The organism is Micromonospora halotolerans (assembly GCF_032108445.1).
Classification (GTDB): Bacteria; Actinomycetota; Actinomycetes; order Mycobacteriales; family Micromonosporaceae; genus Micromonospora; species Micromonospora halotolerans.
Genome location: NZ_CP134876.1, coordinates 5,590,867 through 5,606,693, shown reverse-complemented (window position 1 = coordinate 5,606,693; position 15,827 = coordinate 5,590,867). Strand labels below are relative to the sequence as shown.

At 74.8% G+C, this 15,827-nt stretch carries 16 protein-coding genes; 10 read left to right on the top strand and 6 right to left on the bottom strand.

Annotated elements, in window-relative coordinates; genetic code table 11:
- The first annotated feature begins 34 nt into the window (after positions 1 to 34).
- Positions 35 to 1,015: a helix-turn-helix transcriptional regulator gene (locus RMN56_RS26360; protein WP_313720314.1), complete on the top strand. Its 981-nt coding sequence runs from the start codon at positions 35 to 37 to the stop codon at positions 1,013 to 1,015.
- Positions 1,016 to 1,022: 7 nt separating this feature from the next.
- Here the strand turns inward: RMN56_RS26360 and RMN56_RS26355 are convergent, their stop codons facing one another.
- Together RMN56_RS26355 and pdxR are read right to left on the bottom strand one after the other, a co-directional pair.
- Positions 1,023 to 2,279 carry an MFS transporter gene (locus tag RMN56_RS26355; RefSeq protein ID WP_313720313.1) on the bottom strand — a complete coding sequence of 419 codons (1,257 nt, stop codon included), beginning with the start codon at positions 2,277 to 2,279 and terminating at the stop codon, positions 1,023 to 1,025.
- Positions 2,280 to 2,395: 116 nt separating this feature from the next.
- Positions 2,396 to 3,871 (bottom strand): MocR-like pyridoxine biosynthesis transcription factor PdxR, encoded by a 1,476-nt coding sequence (gene pdxR / locus RMN56_RS26350; protein WP_313720312.1) that lies wholly within the window; start codon positions 3,869 to 3,871, stop codon positions 2,396 to 2,398.
- A 29-nt stretch (positions 3,872 to 3,900) separates the two neighbouring features.
- Here pdxR and RMN56_RS26345 point away from each other — a divergent pair, with 29 nt between their 5' ends.
- From RMN56_RS26345 to RMN56_RS26335, 3 genes are all read left to right on the top strand, one after another.
- Positions 3,901 to 4,512: a LysE family translocator gene (locus RMN56_RS26345; protein WP_313720311.1), complete on the top strand. Its 612-nt coding sequence runs from the start codon at positions 3,901 to 3,903 to the stop codon at positions 4,510 to 4,512.
- 9 nt (positions 4,513 to 4,521) lie between these two features.
- Entirely contained in the window at positions 4,522 to 5,247 is a 726-nt protein-coding gene (locus RMN56_RS26340; RefSeq protein ID WP_313720310.1) for a B3/B4 domain-containing protein, read from the top strand.
- Between the two features lie 125 nt (positions 5,248 to 5,372).
- Complete coding sequence (locus tag RMN56_RS26335; RefSeq protein ID WP_313720309.1) at positions 5,373 to 5,801, top strand: archease; 429 nt, start codon at positions 5,373 to 5,375, stop codon at positions 5,799 to 5,801.
- Between the two features lie 6 nt (positions 5,802 to 5,807).
- Here RMN56_RS26335 and RMN56_RS26330 read toward each other — a convergent pair whose 3' ends face one another.
- A complete protein-coding gene (locus tag RMN56_RS26330) occupies positions 5,808 to 7,226 on the bottom strand; it encodes an RtcB family protein (protein ID WP_313720308.1) in 1,419 nt (472 codons plus the stop codon).
- Positions 7,227 to 7,301: 75 nt separating this feature from the next.
- Between RMN56_RS26330 and RMN56_RS26325 the strand changes: the two genes are divergently transcribed.
- From RMN56_RS26325 to RMN56_RS26305, 5 genes are all read left to right on the top strand, one after another.
- Entirely contained in the window at positions 7,302 to 8,108 is an 807-nt protein-coding gene (locus tag RMN56_RS26325; RefSeq protein ID WP_313720307.1) for an SDR family oxidoreductase, read from the top strand.
- Between the two features lie 161 nt (positions 8,109 to 8,269).
- Entirely contained in the window at positions 8,270 to 8,680 is a 411-nt protein-coding gene (locus RMN56_RS26320) for an SSI family serine proteinase inhibitor (protein ID WP_313720306.1), read from the top strand.
- Positions 8,681 to 8,828: 148 nt separating this feature from the next.
- Positions 8,829 to 9,761 (top strand): pentapeptide repeat-containing protein, encoded by a 933-nt coding sequence (locus RMN56_RS26315; protein ID WP_313720305.1) that lies wholly within the window; start codon positions 8,829 to 8,831, stop codon positions 9,759 to 9,761.
- A gap of 114 nt (positions 9,762 to 9,875) precedes the next feature.
- A complete protein-coding gene (locus RMN56_RS26310; protein ID WP_313720304.1) occupies positions 9,876 to 10,112 on the top strand; it encodes a preprotein translocase YidC in 237 nt (78 codons plus the stop codon).
- A gap of 36 nt (positions 10,113 to 10,148) precedes the next feature.
- Positions 10,149 to 10,409, top strand: coding sequence for a hypothetical protein (locus RMN56_RS26305; RefSeq protein ID WP_313720303.1), 261 nt, complete (start codon positions 10,149 to 10,151; stop codon positions 10,407 to 10,409).
- A 13-nt stretch (positions 10,410 to 10,422) separates the two neighbouring features.
- Here the strand turns inward: RMN56_RS26305 and RMN56_RS26300 are convergent, their stop codons facing one another.
- The 3 genes from RMN56_RS26300 to rnhA all read right to left on the bottom strand — a co-directional run bounded on the left by RMN56_RS26300 (position 10,423) and on the right by rnhA (position 12,442).
- Positions 10,423 to 10,659 (bottom strand): ferredoxin, encoded by a 237-nt coding sequence (locus RMN56_RS26300; protein WP_376787231.1) that lies wholly within the window; start codon positions 10,657 to 10,659, stop codon positions 10,423 to 10,425.
- Entirely contained in the window at positions 10,656 to 11,879 is a 1,224-nt protein-coding gene (locus RMN56_RS26295) for a cytochrome P450 (RefSeq protein ID WP_313720302.1), read from the bottom strand. Before RMN56_RS26295 ends, RMN56_RS26300 begins: the two co-directional genes overlap by 4 nt.
- An 86-nt stretch (positions 11,880 to 11,965) precedes the next feature.
- Positions 11,966 to 12,442, bottom strand: a complete 477-nt coding sequence (gene rnhA / locus RMN56_RS26290) for a ribonuclease HI (RefSeq protein WP_313720301.1) — start codon at positions 12,440 to 12,442, stop codon at positions 11,966 to 11,968.
- A gap of 808 nt (positions 12,443 to 13,250) precedes the next feature.
- Here rnhA and RMN56_RS26285 point away from each other — a divergent pair.
- The gene (locus tag RMN56_RS26285; protein WP_313720300.1) at positions 13,251 to 15,761 is read left to right on the top strand and encodes a glycosyltransferase; all 2,511 of its coding nucleotides are present in this window, start codon (positions 13,251 to 13,253) and stop codon (positions 15,759 to 15,761) included.
- The last annotated feature ends 66 nt before the right edge of the window (positions 15,762 to 15,827 follow it).

The following is a 15,827-nucleotide window of genomic DNA, read 5'->3' as shown; positions in this document are numbered from 1 at the left end:
TAGGCCTGCTCCCCTGACAGCTAGTGTCAGTGGAATGCGGGCCAGTCGGCTTCTCTCCCTCCTGCTGCTGCTCCAGGCCCACGGCCGGCTGACCGCCGCCGAGCTGGCCCGGCGGCTGGAGGTCTCGGTCCGCACGGTCTACCGGGATGTCGAATCGCTGCACGCCGCCGGCATCCCGCTCTACGGCGAGGCGGGACACGCCGGCGGCTACCGGCTCGTGGACGGCTGGCGGACCCGGCTCACCGGGCTCACCGGCGAGGAGGCCGACCGGCTGCTCTTCGCCGGGCTGCCCGGGCCGGCCGCCGAGCTGGGCTACGAGTCGGTGGTGGCCACCCTGCAACTGAAGCTGCGCGCCGCGCTGCCGCCGCCGCTCGCCGACCGGGCCGCCCGGCTCGAGCAGCGGTTCCACCTGGACACCCCCGGCTGGTACTCCGACGGCGACCCGTCGCCGTACCTGGCCGCCGCGGCCGAGGCGGTGTGGCGGGAGCACCGGGTCCGGGTCCGCTACCGGAGCTGGAGCGGCGAGGTCAGCCGGGTCCTCGAACCGTACGGGCTGGTGCTCAAGGGCGGCCGCTGGTACGTGGTGGCCGCCCGCCCGGACCGGGCCGAGCCGGCGACCTACCGGGTCAACCAGATCCTCGACCTGACCCCGCTGGACGAGCCGTTCGACCGGCCCGAGTTCGACCTGCCGGCCTGGTGGCGGGCGCACGTGGTCGCCTTCCGGGCCCGGTTGCACCGGGACGAGGCGACCATCCGGCTCTCGCCCGCGGGCCGGGCGCGGCTGCGGGAGGTCGCCAGCGACGCGGTGGTCGGCGCGGTGGACGCCAGCGCCGGGCCGCCCGACGCGGCGGGCTGGGTGCGGGCGGTCGTACCCATCGAGTCGCTCACCCACGCGCACGGCGACCTGCTGCGGCTCGGCGCCGAGGTGGAGGTCCTCTCCCCCGCCGCGCTGCGCGACCGGCTGGCGGAGACCGCCACCGCGCTGGCCGCCCTCTACCACCGGCCACCGGCCTGACCGTGCGCTACGGGCGGTCCGGCAGGCGCAGGACGGCAGCGCCCGCGGCGGCGCCGAGGGCCTGGCAGGCGGCCACGCCGAGCAGCAGCAGGCCGACCCCGAAGCCGGTGAGGGCACCGGCGAGCGCCGCGCCGGCGGCGGCCGCGCCGCACTTGAGGCCGGCGCCGACGGTGAACACCTGGGTGCGCGCCTCCGGCGGCGCCTCCCGCTCCCGCACCGCGAGCACCGCGCAGAACAGCGGGCCGGTCAGCACCCCGACGGCGGCGAACAGCGGCAGCGTGGCCCACACCGACGGCACGAGCGGCACCAGCGCGAACGGCACCGCCATGGCGAGCAGGCTGACCAGGACGACCCGCTCGGGCGGGTGGGAGCGGATCGGGTGGCGCGCGGACCACAACGAGCCGACCAGCCCTCCGACCGACGCGGCCGCCAGGAACAGCCCGGTGTACGAGGTGTGCTGGAACCGGCCGGCGAGCAGCGCCGCGACCACCGGCAGGGCGCCGACGCCGAGCTGCCCGAAGCTGCTGGCCAGGGTCACCGCGCCGAGCCGGGGCCGCCGCCACAGCAGCGGCACCCCGGCGAGGAGGCTGCGCCGGCCGGGCCCCGCGTCGCGGTGGGCGCGCGCCGGGCGGTCGCGGATCGGCAGCGTCCACAGCATGAGGGCGCCCAGGGCCACGAGCGCAGCCAGCACCACGGTCGCCGCGGTGGCGCCCGCCGCGAGGGCGACGACCGCCGCGATGGCCGGACCGGCGATGCCCGCCAGGTTGTACGACGTGGCGTCGATGCCGAACGCGGTGTCCAGCCGGTCCGGCACGAGGTCGCCCAGCAGGCTCGTCATCCCGCCGAGCATGATCGGCGCGACGCACCCGGCCAGGACGACGAGGGCGACCGACAGCGGCCGGGACGCGGCCGCCGACGCCACGGCGGCGACCAGCGCCCCGCCGTACCCGAGCAGGGCGAGGGTGTAGAAGAGGCGGCGCCGGCCAACCGCGTCGGCGACCGCGCCGACCACCGGGCCGGCCACCACGTGCGGCACCATGAGCGCCGCAACCAGCAGACCTCCGTAAGCCGCGCTGCCGGTCCGCTCGATCGCCAGCAGCACCAGGGCGACCCGGGCGCCCTCGTCGGCCAGGCGCACCAGCACGGCGGCCGTGGCGTAGCGGCCGAGAACCGTACCGGGCGGACGGTCCACCCCGGACTCGGCACCCGCCGCGACCAGCTCCCCGACCACCATCCCCGCCCCCCGCCCGTCAGGACCGCCCATCCACATCGACCCTTACCCACTCCCGCCGGGCGAACGCATCGTCGATCAAGAGGTTTGCGTCGGGATCGATCTCCTCGCTGACGCGAACCTCTTGATCAACCCGGCGAGGGGGGCGTTCAGCGCAGGGTGTGGAGGGCTTGGGCGAGGGTGGTGAGGGCGCGGTCGATGTCCGAGGGCGGGTTGGCGGCGTAGCCGAGGACCAGGCCGGGGGGTTGCGGGCGTTGCGCGTGCCAGGACAGGGGTTGGACCTTGACGCCCTGGCGCAGGGTCGCCGCGGCCAGGGCCGTGTCGTCGACCTCGCCGGGCAGGGTGACCAGCAGATGCAGGCCGGCGGCGGCGCCGTGCACCACCGCGCCGGGCAGGTGCTCGCGGACCGCCCGGATCATCGCGTCCCGGCGGCGGACGTGCCGGCGGCGCAGCAGTCGCAGGTGGCGTTCCAGCGCGCCGGAGTCCATGAGCTCGGCCAGCACCAGCTGCGGCAGCGCGGCATTGCCGAGGTCGGCCATCCGCTTGGCCGCCACCAGGTCGGCGTGCCACCGGGCCGGCACCAGAACCCAGCCGATCCGCAGCGCCGGCGCAAGCAGCTTGGACACGCTGCCGGTGTAGCAGACGCCGTCCGGCAGCATCCCCCGCAGCGCCGGCACCGGCGGGCGGTCGTAGCGGTGCTCGGCGTCGTAGTCGTCCTCGATGACCAGCCCGCCGCGCCGGGCCCAGCGCAGCAGCCGGCGGCGCCGGTCGCCGTCGAGCACCACCCCCGTCGGGAACTGGTGCGCCGGCGTGAGCATGACGGCCGGGGCACCGCTGGACTCCAGCCGGTCGACCCGCAGGCCGTTGGCGTCCACCGGCACGGGCGGGGTGTCCAGCCGCCAGTTGTTCAGGTGCTGGCGTACGCCGAGCGAGCCGGGATCCTCCACGGCCACCGTGTGCACCCCGTGGGTGTGCAGCACCTGGGCGAGCAGGCCGAGCGCCTGGGACACCCCGGCCACGACCACCACCTCGGCCGGGTCCACCCGGATGCCGCGGTTGCGGGCCAGCCAGGTGGCGACGGCGAGCCGCAGCGCGGGGGTGCCGGTCGGGTCGCCGTATCCGAAGGCGGCCGGCGCCAGGCGGTGCAGCACGGCGCGTTCCGCGCGCAGCCAGGCCGCGCGGGGAAAGGCCGCCAGATCGGGTACGCCGGGCGTCAGGTCCAGCTCCGCCGGAGCGTTGCGCAGCGCGTCGAAGACGGTGGTGTCCGGCCGCGTGGCGAACACCTCCGGCGGGCGGCGTGGCGCGGGCGCCCGGGTGACCACGGCGGCCGGGGTGGCCACCACGACGGTGCCGGCCCGGCCCCGCCCGACCACGTGCCCGTCCTCGGTCAGCCGCTGGTACGCCTCGGTCACCACGCCCCGGGACACGCCCAGCTCGGCGGCGAGCACCCGGCTGGCCGGCAGCCGGGCGCCCACCGGCACCCGACCGTCGGCGATCGCGGCGCGCAGCCGGGCGGCCAGCCAGTCGGCACGCCCGCCCGGCGGGGCCTCGCCGACGTCGAGCTGGAGGAAATCCGCACCGGACGTTATGGACCCCTCGACCGTCGACGGTTTGGCCCTGTCCATCCGACCATTATGGGCCCAGGCTGGACCGCGTGAGCATCGCCTTTCTGCTGACCACGCTCGTCGTGGTGATCACCCCGGGCACCGGGGTCGTCTACACCCTCGCCACCGGCCTCTCCGCCGGCCGGCGGGCCGGCCTGGTGGCTGCCGCCGGCTGCACCCTCAGCCTCGTCCCGCACCTGGTCGCCGCGGTGACCGGTCTGGCGGCCCTGCTCCGCGCCGGCACCCCGGCGTTCCGGGTGGTGACCTGGCTGGGCGTGGCGTACCTGCTCTGGATGGCGTGGGCGGCGCTGCGCGATCGCGGCCCGCTGCCGGTGGACGAGCACCGCCCGCCCCGCCCGGCCGGCCGGCTGTTCCGCGACGGGGTGCTGATGAACCTGCTCAACCCCAAGGTCACCGTCTTCTTCGTGGCGTTCCTGCCGCAGTTCGTCCCGCCGGACGCGCCGGACGCGCCGGTCCGGATGCTGGCCTGCGGCGCGGTGTTCATGGCGGCCACCCTGGTGGTCTTCGCCGGGTACGCGCTGCTGGCCGGCGCGCTGCGCCGCCGCGTGCTGGCGCGGCCCCGGCTCACCGCCCTGCTGCGGCACGGCTTCGCCGGCAGCTTCCTCGCCCTGGGCCTCGGCCTGGCCCTCACCGCCCGATAGGAGCCTTCCGTGCGCTTCCGGCACTCCCCGCAGGTCTGGTCGACCTTTCCCGAACTGACCTGCGGCGTCCTGCACGCCACCGGCATCACCCCCGGCGTCGACGTCACGCCGCGACTCGCCCGGTACACCGACACCGCCCGCGCCCGCCTCGCCGCCGGCACGGAGGGTGGCTTCCCGGAGATCCAGGCCTGGCGGCGGGCCTTCGCCCGGGCGGGCTCGCCGCCGACCCGCTACCGGTGCGCCGCCGAGTCGCTGCTGCGCCGGTTCCGCCGCGACGGGACGCTGCCCCGGCTGCATCCGCTGGTCGACCTGGGCAACGCCCTCTCCCTCGGCTACGCCGTGCCGGTGGCCGTGCTGGATCTCGCCCGGATCACCGGGGACCTGACCGTGCGCCCGGCTCTCGGCACGGAGGTCTACCGGACCCTCGGCGGGGACGAGGAGCATCCGGAGCCGGATGAGCTGATCTTCGCCGACGCGGCCGGCCGGGCCCACTCCCGGCGGTGGACGCACCGGCAGAGCGGCGCGTCGGCGGTGCGCGCGGAGACCACCGAGGTGCTGGTGGTGATCGAGGCGATGCACGACGACGGACCCCGGGTCGTGCCCCGGATGCTCGCGGAGCTGGCCGCCGCGCTGGGCGCGGACTGGGCGGCCCCGACCCGGACGGCGGTGCTCACCGCCGGGGCGCCCGACTTCGTGGTGTCCGAGCGGACCGGCGCCGCCGCCGGCGGCCGCTAGCCGCCGGCCGGTGCGCCTGGCGGCGTGCCGCCGCCGGGTCGGGCCGTGCGGTGGTCCGGGTCGTCGGTCCTCCTGAGGTCGTCGAAACCGGTGGGGCGCCGGACCGGCGGCGGCATGATCGGGGCATGGAGCGACCACCGGCCCGCGGGCACCGGAACATCCCGCACACCGCCGACGTCCGCATCGAGGCGTGGGCGCCGGACCGGGAGGGTTGCGTGGCCGAGGCGGTGACCGCGCTGGTGGACACCTTCGTGGACACCACGGGGGCGGTCGCCGACGGGGAGACCGGGTTCCGGGTGCCGCCGGGTGCCGACGCGGACCTGCTGGTCGGCGTCCTCGACGAGGTGATCTTCCGGCTGGAGACGGCGGACGAGCTGCCGCTGGAGACCGAGGTGCGGACGGCCGAAGACGGCGGTCTGGCGGTGCGCTGGCGGACCACCGGCACCGACGCGGTGGAGCTGGTGGGCGCGGTTCCCAAGGCGGTGTCCCTGCACGAGCTGCGCTTCGCGGCGGAGCCCGCCGGCTGGCGCTGCGCGGTGACGCTGGACGTGTGAGCGGGCTCAGCCCTTCACCACGCCGAGCGGCACGAGCCGGGCCACCTTCCGGCACAGGCCGGCACCCTCGGCCGCCGCCACCACGGCGGTGACGTCCTTGTACGCGGCCGGCATCTCCTCGGCCAGCCCGCGCCGGCTGGCGCCCCGCACCGCGATGTCCTGCGCCTCCAGCTCGCGGCGCGGGTCGTGCCCGGCGACCGCCCTGGTGGCCTGCTTGCGGCTCTGCACCCGGCCCGCGCCGTGACAGGTGGACGCCCAGGCCGGCGAGCCGGCCACGCCGGTGAGCACGTACGAGCCGGTGCCCATGGAGCCGGGGATGAGGACCGGCTGCCCGGCCGGGCGCAGGTCGTCAGGCAGTTCGGGGTGTCCCGGCGGGAGGGCCCGGGTGGCGCCCTTGCGGTGCACGCAGAGCGGGCGCGGCGCCCCGTCCACGTCGTGCGTCTCGATCTTGGCGAGGTTGTGCGAGATGTCGTACACCAGGTCGAGGTCGCAGCCGGTGACCCGGGCGAACACCTGCCGGGCGGCGTGGGCGAGCAGCTGCCGGTTGGCCCGGGCGTAGTTGGCCGCGGCGGCCATCGCCCCGAGGTAGGCGCGGCCCTCGTGGGACGAGACCGGCGCGCAGGCCAGCTGCCGGTCGGGCACGTGGATGCCGTGCCGGGGCATCACCTTCTCCATCTCCCGGACGTAGTCGGTGCAGATCTGGTGGCCCAGCCCCCGCGAACCGCTGTGGATCATGACGCAGACCTGGCCGGCGCGCAGCCCGAAGGCCTCCGCCACGGCCCCGTCGTAGATCTCCTCCACCGCCTGCACCTCCAGGAAGTGGTTGCCGGAGCCGAGGCTGCCCACCTGGCGGGCCCCGCGCTCGATCGCCCGCTCGCTCACCTGGGCCGGGTTCGCGTCGCCCACCGCGCCGTAGTCCTCGCAGCGGTCCAGGTCCCGCTGGACACCGAAGCCGCGCTCGACGGCGTACCGGGAGCCGCCGCGGAGCACCGCGTCGAGTTCGGCCCCGTCGGTCAGGTGCCACACGGCGCCCTTGCCCATGCCCCGCGGGGTGGACTCGCTGAGGCCGTCCATGACGGCGTCCAGCCGGGGGCGCAGCGCGTCCCGGTCCAGGTCGGCGGTGAGCAGCCGGACCCCGCAGGAGATGTCGAAGCCGACCCCGCCGGGCGACACCACTCCGCCGTTCTCGACGTCGGTGGCGGCGACCCCGCCGATCGGGAAGCCGTAGCCCCAGTGCACGTCCGGCATGGCGTAGGAGGCGTCCACGATGCCGGGCAGAGTGGCCACGTTCGCCACCTGCTCCAGCGACTTGTCCGCCCCGGCGTCCGGCAGCAGCGCGCGGGAGGCGAAGACCACGCCCGGCACCCGCATCGGCTCGTGCCGGTCGATCCGGAACCGGTACGGCGACTCCTCGACCAGGTCCATCCGGCCCGGCTACCCCGGTCGCGAGCGGTTACACCCGGTCCGATTCAGCCCGCCCGCTCCGGGTAGTGCGCCAGCATGCCCCAGCGATACGAGGAATACGACAGGATCGCCGTCGTGACCGGCGCGGACTCCGGCATCGGCAAGGCGTGCGCCGTGGCGCTCGCCGAGGCCGGCTTCGACATCGGCATCACCTGGTACGGCGACCCGGACGGCGCCGAGCGCACCGCCGGCGAGGTACGCGCCACCGGCCGCCGCTGCGAGGTGGCCGAGATGGACCTGACCCGGCTGCCCGAGGGCGCCGCGGTCGTCGACGAGCTGGCCGACCGGCTCGGCGGGCTCGGCGTGCTGGTCAACAACGCCGGCACCGGGCTGGCCACGCCCTTCGTCGACGTGGCCTGGGAGCAGTGGCGGGAGGTGCTCGCCGTGGACCTGGACGGGCCGTTCCTCTGCTCCCAGCGGGCTGCCCGGCGGATGCGGGCGGCCGGCCGGGGCGGCCGGATCATCAGCATCACCAGCGTGCACGAGCACGCCCCGCGGGTGGGCTCGTCGGCGTACTGCGCGGCGAAGGGCGGGCTGGGCCTGCTCACCCAGGTGATGGCGCAGGAACTGGCGGCCGACGGGATCACCGTCAACGCGGTGGCGCCCGGTGAGATCGCCACCCCCATGACCGGGCAGGAGGACGTGGACCCGTTCACCCAGGAACGCCCGGGCGTGCCGGTGGGGCGGCCCGGGGACGCCCGGGAGGTGGCGGCCGTGGTGGCGCTGCTCGCCTCGCCGGCCGCCGCGTACGTGACGGGGGCGTCCTGGCCGGTGGACGGCGGGATGCTCATGATGGGCCCCCAGGCGTCGTCCCTGCCCGACGACGGGTGGCGGTCGGTGTGAGGGTGCGTGTCACACCCGTCGGTGGCCCGGGGTGAAACGGTGTAACACTTCGTGACGCTGTGCGTTCACACCGTCCACTTAGGGTTCTCGTCGGCCCGGTCGCACGACGGCCCGGACCGACGACCGGCCCCCACCCCGGGGCCCCGACGGAAGGACGACACATGCCCTTCGCCCCACGTACCGCCGCGCTGGCCCTGGCCGCCGCGCTCGGCGGCCTCGCCGCGACCGCCGCGCCCACGGCGGCCGGCGCGGCGCCCCGACCCGGCCCCGAGACCCCGTCGGCGCTGCTGCTCACCGTCGACGCCGGCGGCGGCGACGTCCGCGCCACCGTGCTGACCTGCGGCCCCGAGGGCGGGCTGCACCCCGACCCGGCGACCGCGTGCCGGCTCGTCGCCCGGGTCGACGGCCACCTCGACGCCCTCGAGGTGCAGCCCGGCCCCTGCACCCGGGAGTACGCCCCGGTCACCGCCCGCGCGGTGGGTTTCTGGCAGGACCGGCCGGTCGCGTACACCCGGACCTTCGACAACCGGTGCCACCTGCACCGCGGTACCGACGTGCTGTTCGACTTCTGAGCCGGAGGGCCGGCGCCCGCCCCCGCGCGGGCGCCGCGCCCCGGGTCCGTCACACCGCGGAGCCCCGGCGGCCGGTCCGGGCGGACCCGGCGGGAGAATGGCGGTGGGCGTGAGGGGCGCGCCCGACGGTGGCGGGAGGCCGGGCGGGATGTCGGAGGCGGTGGACCAGCGGGCGGCGGGCGGCGCCCCCGAACTGCGCGCCGACTGCGCGCGCTGCTTCGGGATCTGCTGCGTCGCGCCGGCGTTCGCCGCCTCCGCCGACTTCGCCATCGACAAGCCGGCCGGGCAGCCCTGCCCGAACCTGGGCGCCGACTCCCGCTGCGGCATCCACCGGGACCTGCGCCAGCGTGGCTTCCCCGGCTGCACCGTCTTCGACTGCTTCGGCGCCGGCCAGCACGTCGCCCAGGGCACCTTCGGCGGGCGGGACTGGCGGGGCGACCCGGCGACCGCGCGGCGGATGTTCGACACCTTCGCGGTGATGCGGCCGCTGCACGAGCTGCTCTGGTATCTGACCGAGGCCGTGGCGCTGACCCCGGCCGGGCCGCTGCGCGACGAGCTGGCCGCCGCCCGCACCGAGACCGAACGGCTCACCGACGGCACCCCGGAGGAGCTGCTCGCCGTCGACGTCGACGCGCAGCGGGACCGGGTCAACCGGCTGCTGTCCCGGGCCGGTGAGCAGGCGCGGGCCGGCCGGGCCGGCGTCGACCGGCGCGGCGCCGTGCTGATCGGCGTGGACCTGCGCCGAGCCGACCTGGCCGGGGCGAACCTGCGCGGCGCCTGCCTCATCGGCGCCGACCTGCGCGGGGTGGACCTCGGCGCGGCCGACCTGACCGGGGCCGACCTGCGCGGCGCCGACCTGCGCGGGGCCGACCTCGGTGACTGCCTCTTCGTGCACCAGTCCCAGCTCGACGCGGCCCGCGGCGACCACCGGACGGTCCTGCCCGGGAGCCTGCGCCGCCCCGCGCACTGGTCCCTGACCGTCACCCCGGTCGGGTCGCCCGGCGTGACCCGGTCGTCCGGCGGACGGTCGGGCGGCGGGCGCCCGACGGGCGGCCGCTCCGGAGGCCGGCGTCGCCGCTGACGGCACCCCCGTTCGCCGGGACGGGGCGGCCGGGTTTCGCGGCGACCCCGCCGGGTAGGCGGCGTCACCGCGCGACGGACGGGAGGCGGGCCGGTGAAGCCCGAGACACGGCCAGTGAAATACGAGACACGGCAGAGCAGGCAGCCGGTCGATCCGGCGCACGCCGAGGACGAGGCGGGCCAGGCCCGGCTGGTCCAGGTGGAGGCGGACACCGACGTGCCGGCGCCCGAGCCGGGTGCGCCGAAACCGGACGAGGTGACCGAGGACGACGGTTCCGGCGTGGCCGGCGGCTCGTCGGGCAGCAGTTCCGGCGGCTCCTCGATGCCGACGCACCCGGACGCGGCCCGCTGAGCGTTTGCCTCCGGACGGGACGGGCAGGAGTGCGACATGACGAGTGAAGAGTCCTTCGGCCGTGCCAACACCGACGAGCCCGACGGCGCGACCGCGTACGAGGCGTCGCTGCGCCCACCGGGCCAGTCCCTGCACAGCACCGACGACACCGGCGACGACTTCGCCGACCTGCCGGCCGAGGATCGCCGCTCCGCCCGGGAGATCAGCCGGGCCGGCTACGACGTGGCCGACGTGTCCGGCACCACCGACCCGGCGAACGAGCCGGAGGAGATCGAGGAGGGCCGCCCCGAACGGTGAGCGGCCCGGCGCCTCACGGTGTCGAGGAGCGCTCCGGCACCGGCCGGGGCGCCACGGTGATCGCCCCGGCCGGGCAGAGCTCCACGGCGAGCCGCACCCGGTCGGCCGCGTCGGCGGGCGGTTCGGCCCGGCGCAGCAGCACGAGGCCGTCCGCGTCGTCCTGGTCGAACACCTCCGGCGCGGTCACCACGCAGTTGCCGGCGCCGCAGCAGCGCTCCCGGTCCACCCGGACCCGCACGGCCCCGCTCACCAGGTCACCGGCAGCGCGTCGAGGCCGTAGACGACCGAACTGTCCCGGGTCGGCAGCCGCCCGGCGGTGACGGCCGGCCGCAGCCGGGGGAACCGGCGGGCCAGCTCCACCAGCGCGATCCGCAGCTCCGCGCGGGCGAGGGGCTGGCCGATGCACTGGTGCACCCCGAAGCCGAACGCGACGTGCTGCTGCGCGGCCCGGTAGGGGTCGAACTCGTCCGGCCGGTCGAAGGCGGTCCGATCCCGGTTGGCCAGGGACAGCACCGCGATGGCCCCCTCCCCGGCCCGGATCAGCCGCCCGCCGATCTCGACGTCCTCGGTGGCGAGGCGGGGCAGGCCGGTGCGCACGATGCTGAGGTAGCGCAGCAGCTCGTCGACCAGGCCCTCGGCGTGCCCGGCGTCGTCACGCAGCGCGGCGTACCGGGCGGGGTGGCGCAGCAGCAGCAGGGTGCTCAGGCCGATCATGTTGGCGGTCGTCTCGTGGCCGGCGATGAGCAGCAGCACCGCCATGCCGACCAGTTCGTCGACGGCCAGCTCGCCGGTCTCGACCCGGTCGCGGGCCAGCCGGCTGAGCAGGTCGTCGGCGCGCTCCCCGGCGGCCACCTTGGCCTCGACCAACCGGTGCAGGTAGTCGCGCAGCTCCCGCACGTGCCGCTGGACCCGTTCGGGCGGGGCGTCCCGGTCGATGAGCGTGCGGCTGCGCTCCTGGAAGAACTCGTGGTCGGCGTAGGGGACGCCGAGCAGGTGGCAGATCACCATCGACGGCACCGGCAGGGCGACGTGCGTGACGAGGTCGGCGGGCGGGCCGGCGGCGTGCAGCTCGTCCAGCGCCCGGTCGACCGTCTGCCGGATCAGCGGCTCGATCCGCCGCACGTTCCTGATCATGAATTCGGCGGTGAGCATCCGGCGCAGCCGGGCGTGCTCGGCGCCGTCCATCCGGATGAATCCACCGCGGCGGTCGCCGAACGCGCCGGGCGCGAGCCGGCGCAGCAGGGGAAAACCCGGGCGGGTGAGGTCGGCGCTGAAGCCGGGGTGGCGCAGCATCTGCTTGACGTCGGCGTGCCGGGTCACCAGCCAGGCCGTGGCGTCGGTGGGGAGCCGGACCCGGGTGACCGGACCGGCGAACCGCCGCCGCTCCCCCGCGTCGAGCGGGACGAGCGGATCACGGTCGAGGTTGGTCGGTGGCCAGAGCGGCAGGTCGGTGAGGGGAGCAACGGTCACGCGGACACCTCCGGGAGGGCGACTGTCCGTGACGGCATCGATCCGCTACGTTACCCATCGACCGGGGTCGACACAACCCGCGCGGCTCAGCGAGCGGCCACCGCCGCCGCCCGCGCCTCGGTCATCCCCCGGTTGGCCAGCGCGTCGGCGCGCTCGTTCTCCGGGTGCCCGTTGTGGCCCTTCACCCAGAGCCAGGTCACGTCGTGCCGGGCGCAGGCCGCCTCCAGCCGCTGCCACAGGTCGGCGTTCTTCACCGGCTGCTTGGCGGCGGTCAGCCAGCCGTTTCGCTTCCACGAGGCCAGCCAGCTGGTGATCCCGTTGCGCACGTACGTGCTGTCGGTGTGCAGCCGCACGGTGACCGGGCGGGTGAGGCTCTCCAGCGCCCGGATCGCGGCCGTCAGTTCCATCCGGTTGTTGGTGGTCGGGGTGGCCTCGCCGCCGCACAGCTCCCGCTCGTGCCCGCCCCAGCGCAGCAGCGCGCCCCACCCACCGGGGCCCGGGTTGCCGCTGCACGCCCCGTCGGTCCAGATCTCCACGACCCCGCCGGCCGCCGCCTCCACCATGCCGGCAACCTACCTGGTACGCCCCGGCGCGCCACCACCCGACCCGGACCGCGGCGCCAGCGCTCCGATCATGGAATCGCCCTCGGCCTGACCACGTCGTGCACCGCCATGCGGGCCTGGACGCAGGCTGCCGTCGTCGACATGGACGGGTCGGCACGCCGGACACGGCGGCCTGTCTGACCAATCAGGTGCCACGAACCCTCCGACTGGCCCGGTCGGTGCTGGCCTGCTCGGCCATCGCAGCCGACGGCGAACCGGTAGACCCGCCACTCCGTTCGGGGAATTCCTCGATGACCCGGTGGGGCCAGCCGATACTTTACGAAGCAAACATTCACCCGAATGGCCAGAGCGACGTCATCCTAAACAATTCAGCGTGGTAGCTGTAGGTGAAGGCGAATCGCGCTTGCGTCCCGTCAACGTTCCATTGGGGACACCACCGATCGCCGCTACCGCAGACGGTTCCCGGACCGTCGCGTGCTGGCCATGCCACCCCGCCACCGGTGCCATTGAGCGTTCACCCAGCGCAACCAAAGGGTTGGCTAACCACATTTCTCGCAGGTGGGAGCAGCGATTCCGGGGAATGTCGTCGGGGCGAGCAAGTGTCACTTTCACGACTGTTCAGCTGTTAGACACTTCGCGTTCGCTCTTCGTAATCTCTGACAACACCGCGGCCACCCCTTGAACACCACCGCGTCGGGACCGGACCAGAGTCGGTTCCGCGCATATTTCCGACCGGCTTCTGCGCTGTTTCCGAGCGGCAATTGCGACGGCTCGGCGCTGCCTGGAAGCGCATCTGATGGAGGGTGGAATGACCGAAGTTGCGCACGCGTCTTCGCTGGCGAAGGACGACGAGGAGGCCGGAGAATCCGATGGCGAGATCCGGCGGCGGCGGAACTCCCGCGCCTCCGAGCCGGCGCCGCACTACCTGCACCAGCCGGCGTCCGAAAAGCGGGTGCGGCTGAGCGTCGTGATACCGACCCGCAACGAGGCGGAGAACGTTCCTACGCTGCTGTCCCGCCTGGGCGGGGCGGTCGAGGCGCTGGGCGCGGAGATCATCTTCGTCGACGACAGTGACGACGACACGGTGGACGTCCTGGCCCGACACGCTGCCGACGCCCCGGTGCCCGTACGCCTGCTGCACCGACCGCCGAGTGTCCGGGCCGGCGGCCTGAGCGGCGCCGTGCTGCTCGGCGCGCGGCACGCCCGCGGCGAGTGGGTCATGGTGATGGACGCGGACCTCCAGCACCCCCCGGAGTCGGCCGGCAGGCTGGCGGACATCGCGATGCGGCAGGACGTCGACGTGGTGATCGGCACCCGCTACGCCGGCGAGGGCTCCACCGAAGGATTGGGCGGCGCGGCTCGCGAGGCGACCTCGTCGTGGGCCACCCGCCTGGCGAAGAGCCTCTTCCCGCGTCGCCTGACCACCATCAGCGATCCGATGAGCGGCCTGTTCGCCTTCCGCCGGGCGGCCGTCGACCTGGACCGGATGAACCCCATCGGCTTCAAGGTGCTGCTGGAACTGGTCGTCCGTCACCCTGGTGCGCGCGTCGCCGAGGTCGCCTACGAGATGGCTCACCGGCACGCCGGCCGGTCCAAGGCGTCGGTGCGGGAGGGGCTGACGTTCCTGCGGCACCTGGGGCGGCTGCGCAGCCAGCGGCTGGTCGGCCAGATGCGGGAGCACCCGACCGTCGCCCGTGACCGCCTGACGGAGCTGATCAGGATGGTCGCCTTCGGACTGGTCGGGTTGACCGGGATGGTGGTGAACACTGCCGCCCTGTGGTTCTTCTACGAGCCGGCCAACCTGCACCACCTGCTGGGCGCCGCGCTGGCGACCCAGCTGTCGACGGCGTGGAACTTCGTCCTCGTCGACCTGCTCATCTACCGTCGCACCCGGCAGGGCTCGCGGGCCAGCCGGGCCAGCCGCTTCCTCCTGCTGAACAACGTGCTGCTGCTGGTGCGCCTGCCGGTGCTACAGGCCCTGGTCTGGGCCGGCGTCGGCATCCTGACGTCGAACGCGCTCACGCTGGCCGCCCTCTTCCTCGTCCGGTTCCTGGTCAACGACCGGGTCATCTACTCCCCGGGCAGCACCGGCCGGCGCGATCCGGTCCGCATGCTGGTCAACCTCAGGGCCCCCGAGGCCGCCGCGACCCCCTCCCGCAAGCGCTACCAGTACCTGGCGTACCGGTACGACGTGGCCGGGGTGGTCACCATCGGCTCCCAGATCATGCTGCCGGAGCTGGAGTTCTTCCGCGCGCAGTGGGTCGCGGACTCGGACGTCGACATCGCGGTGCGAGTCAGTGACGTGGGAGGCCGGGGGCCGCAGCGCCGAGCCGCCATGACCGAGTACGCGAACGAGTCGGTGCTGCGGTACGAAGAGCATCTGGGCCGGTTGGGCGCGAACTTCCGGATCCAGCTCGGTTCGCCGATCGACATCCAGGTCGGACCGCTGCTCGCCCGGTCGCCGCACGTGGTCTACACCAACATCATCGAGGCGCTGCTGCGGTTCGTGCTGGTCTCCCGGGGGTACATGCTCCTGCACTCCGCGTGCGTCAACCTCAACGGCGTCGGGGTGATGCTCTCCGCCCTCACCGACACGGGCAAGACCGCCACCGTGCTGCGCCTGCTGCGCGACCACGGCGGGCATTTCCTCTCCGACGACATGACCCTGATCGGTCCGGACGGCGTCGCGACGTGCTTCCCCAAGCCGTTGACCATCAGCGCCCACACCCTGCGGGCTGTGCAGGCCCAGGACCTGACTCCCGCCGAGTGGCGCCGGCTGCAGTTCCAGAGCCGGCTGCACTCGAAGGGCGGCCGGTCGCTGGCCCTGACCCTGAGCCGGTTCAACGTGCCGATCATGGGCATCAACGCCATCACCCAACGGCTCATCCCGCCACCGAAGTACAGCGTCGACCGGCTGGTCCCCTGCCGCATCGGCACCAGCACCCGGGTGGAGGAGCTGTTCATCATCGAACGCGGCACGCCGCGGATCAGTGAGCTCGGCGCCGACGAGACGTTGGAGCGGATGATCCAGAACACCGACGACGCGTACGGGTTCCCGCCGTTCCGCTACCTGGCGCCGGCAATCACCATCGACGGGCAGGGATACGCGCAGCTGCGCCAGCGGGAGCGGGAGATCCTCGCCGCGTTCCTGTCCCACGTGCGCAGCCGGGTACTGGCCTCGGACCGGTTCGGCTGGGCCGACGAGATCCCGAACCTGCTGCGGACGGAACGTCGCGACCTGCCGGCCGGGCAGCAGGTGCTCCTGCCGACCTGGCCGAGTTGGCCTGGGGCGCTGGCCCCGACGGGAGCTCGTGCGTGAGCGTGGCCCGATCCTCCGTCGAGGAGATGGAGCACGACCGTTGCGCCGCAACGGTCGTGCTCCATC

Excerpts from the sequence above, each read along its gene's own strand:
- RMN56_RS26360 (WP_313720314.1), top strand. The coding sequence starts at position 35 with ATGCGGGCCAGTCGGCTTCTCTCCCTCCTGCTGCTGCTCCAGGCCCAC.
- RMN56_RS26355 (WP_313720313.1), bottom strand. The coding sequence starts at position 2,279 with ATGGGCGGTCCTGACGGGCGGGGGGCGGGGATGGTGGTCGGGGAGCTG.
- pdxR (WP_313720312.1), bottom strand. The coding sequence starts at position 3,871 with ATGGACAGGGCCAAACCGTCGACGGTCGAGGGGTCCATAACGTCCGGT.
- RMN56_RS26335 (WP_313720309.1), top strand. The coding sequence starts at position 5,373 with ATGGAGCGACCACCGGCCCGCGGGCACCGGAACATCCCGCACACCGCC.
- RMN56_RS26330 (WP_313720308.1), bottom strand. The coding sequence starts at position 7,226 with ATGGACCTGGTCGAGGAGTCGCCGTACCGGTTCCGGATCGACCGGCAC.
- RMN56_RS26325 (WP_313720307.1), top strand. The coding sequence starts at position 7,302 with ATGCCCCAGCGATACGAGGAATACGACAGGATCGCCGTCGTGACCGGC.
- RMN56_RS26320 (WP_313720306.1), top strand. The coding sequence starts at position 8,270 with ATGCCCTTCGCCCCACGTACCGCCGCGCTGGCCCTGGCCGCCGCGCTC.
- RMN56_RS26315 (WP_313720305.1), top strand. The coding sequence starts at position 8,829 with ATGTCGGAGGCGGTGGACCAGCGGGCGGCGGGCGGCGCCCCCGAACTG.
- RMN56_RS26305 (WP_313720303.1), top strand. The coding sequence starts at position 10,149 with ATGACGAGTGAAGAGTCCTTCGGCCGTGCCAACACCGACGAGCCCGAC.
- rnhA (WP_313720301.1), bottom strand. The coding sequence starts at position 12,442 with ATGGTGGAGGCGGCGGCCGGCGGGGTCGTGGAGATCTGGACCGACGGG.
- RMN56_RS26285 (WP_313720300.1), top strand. The coding sequence starts at position 13,251 with ATGACCGAAGTTGCGCACGCGTCTTCGCTGGCGAAGGACGACGAGGAG.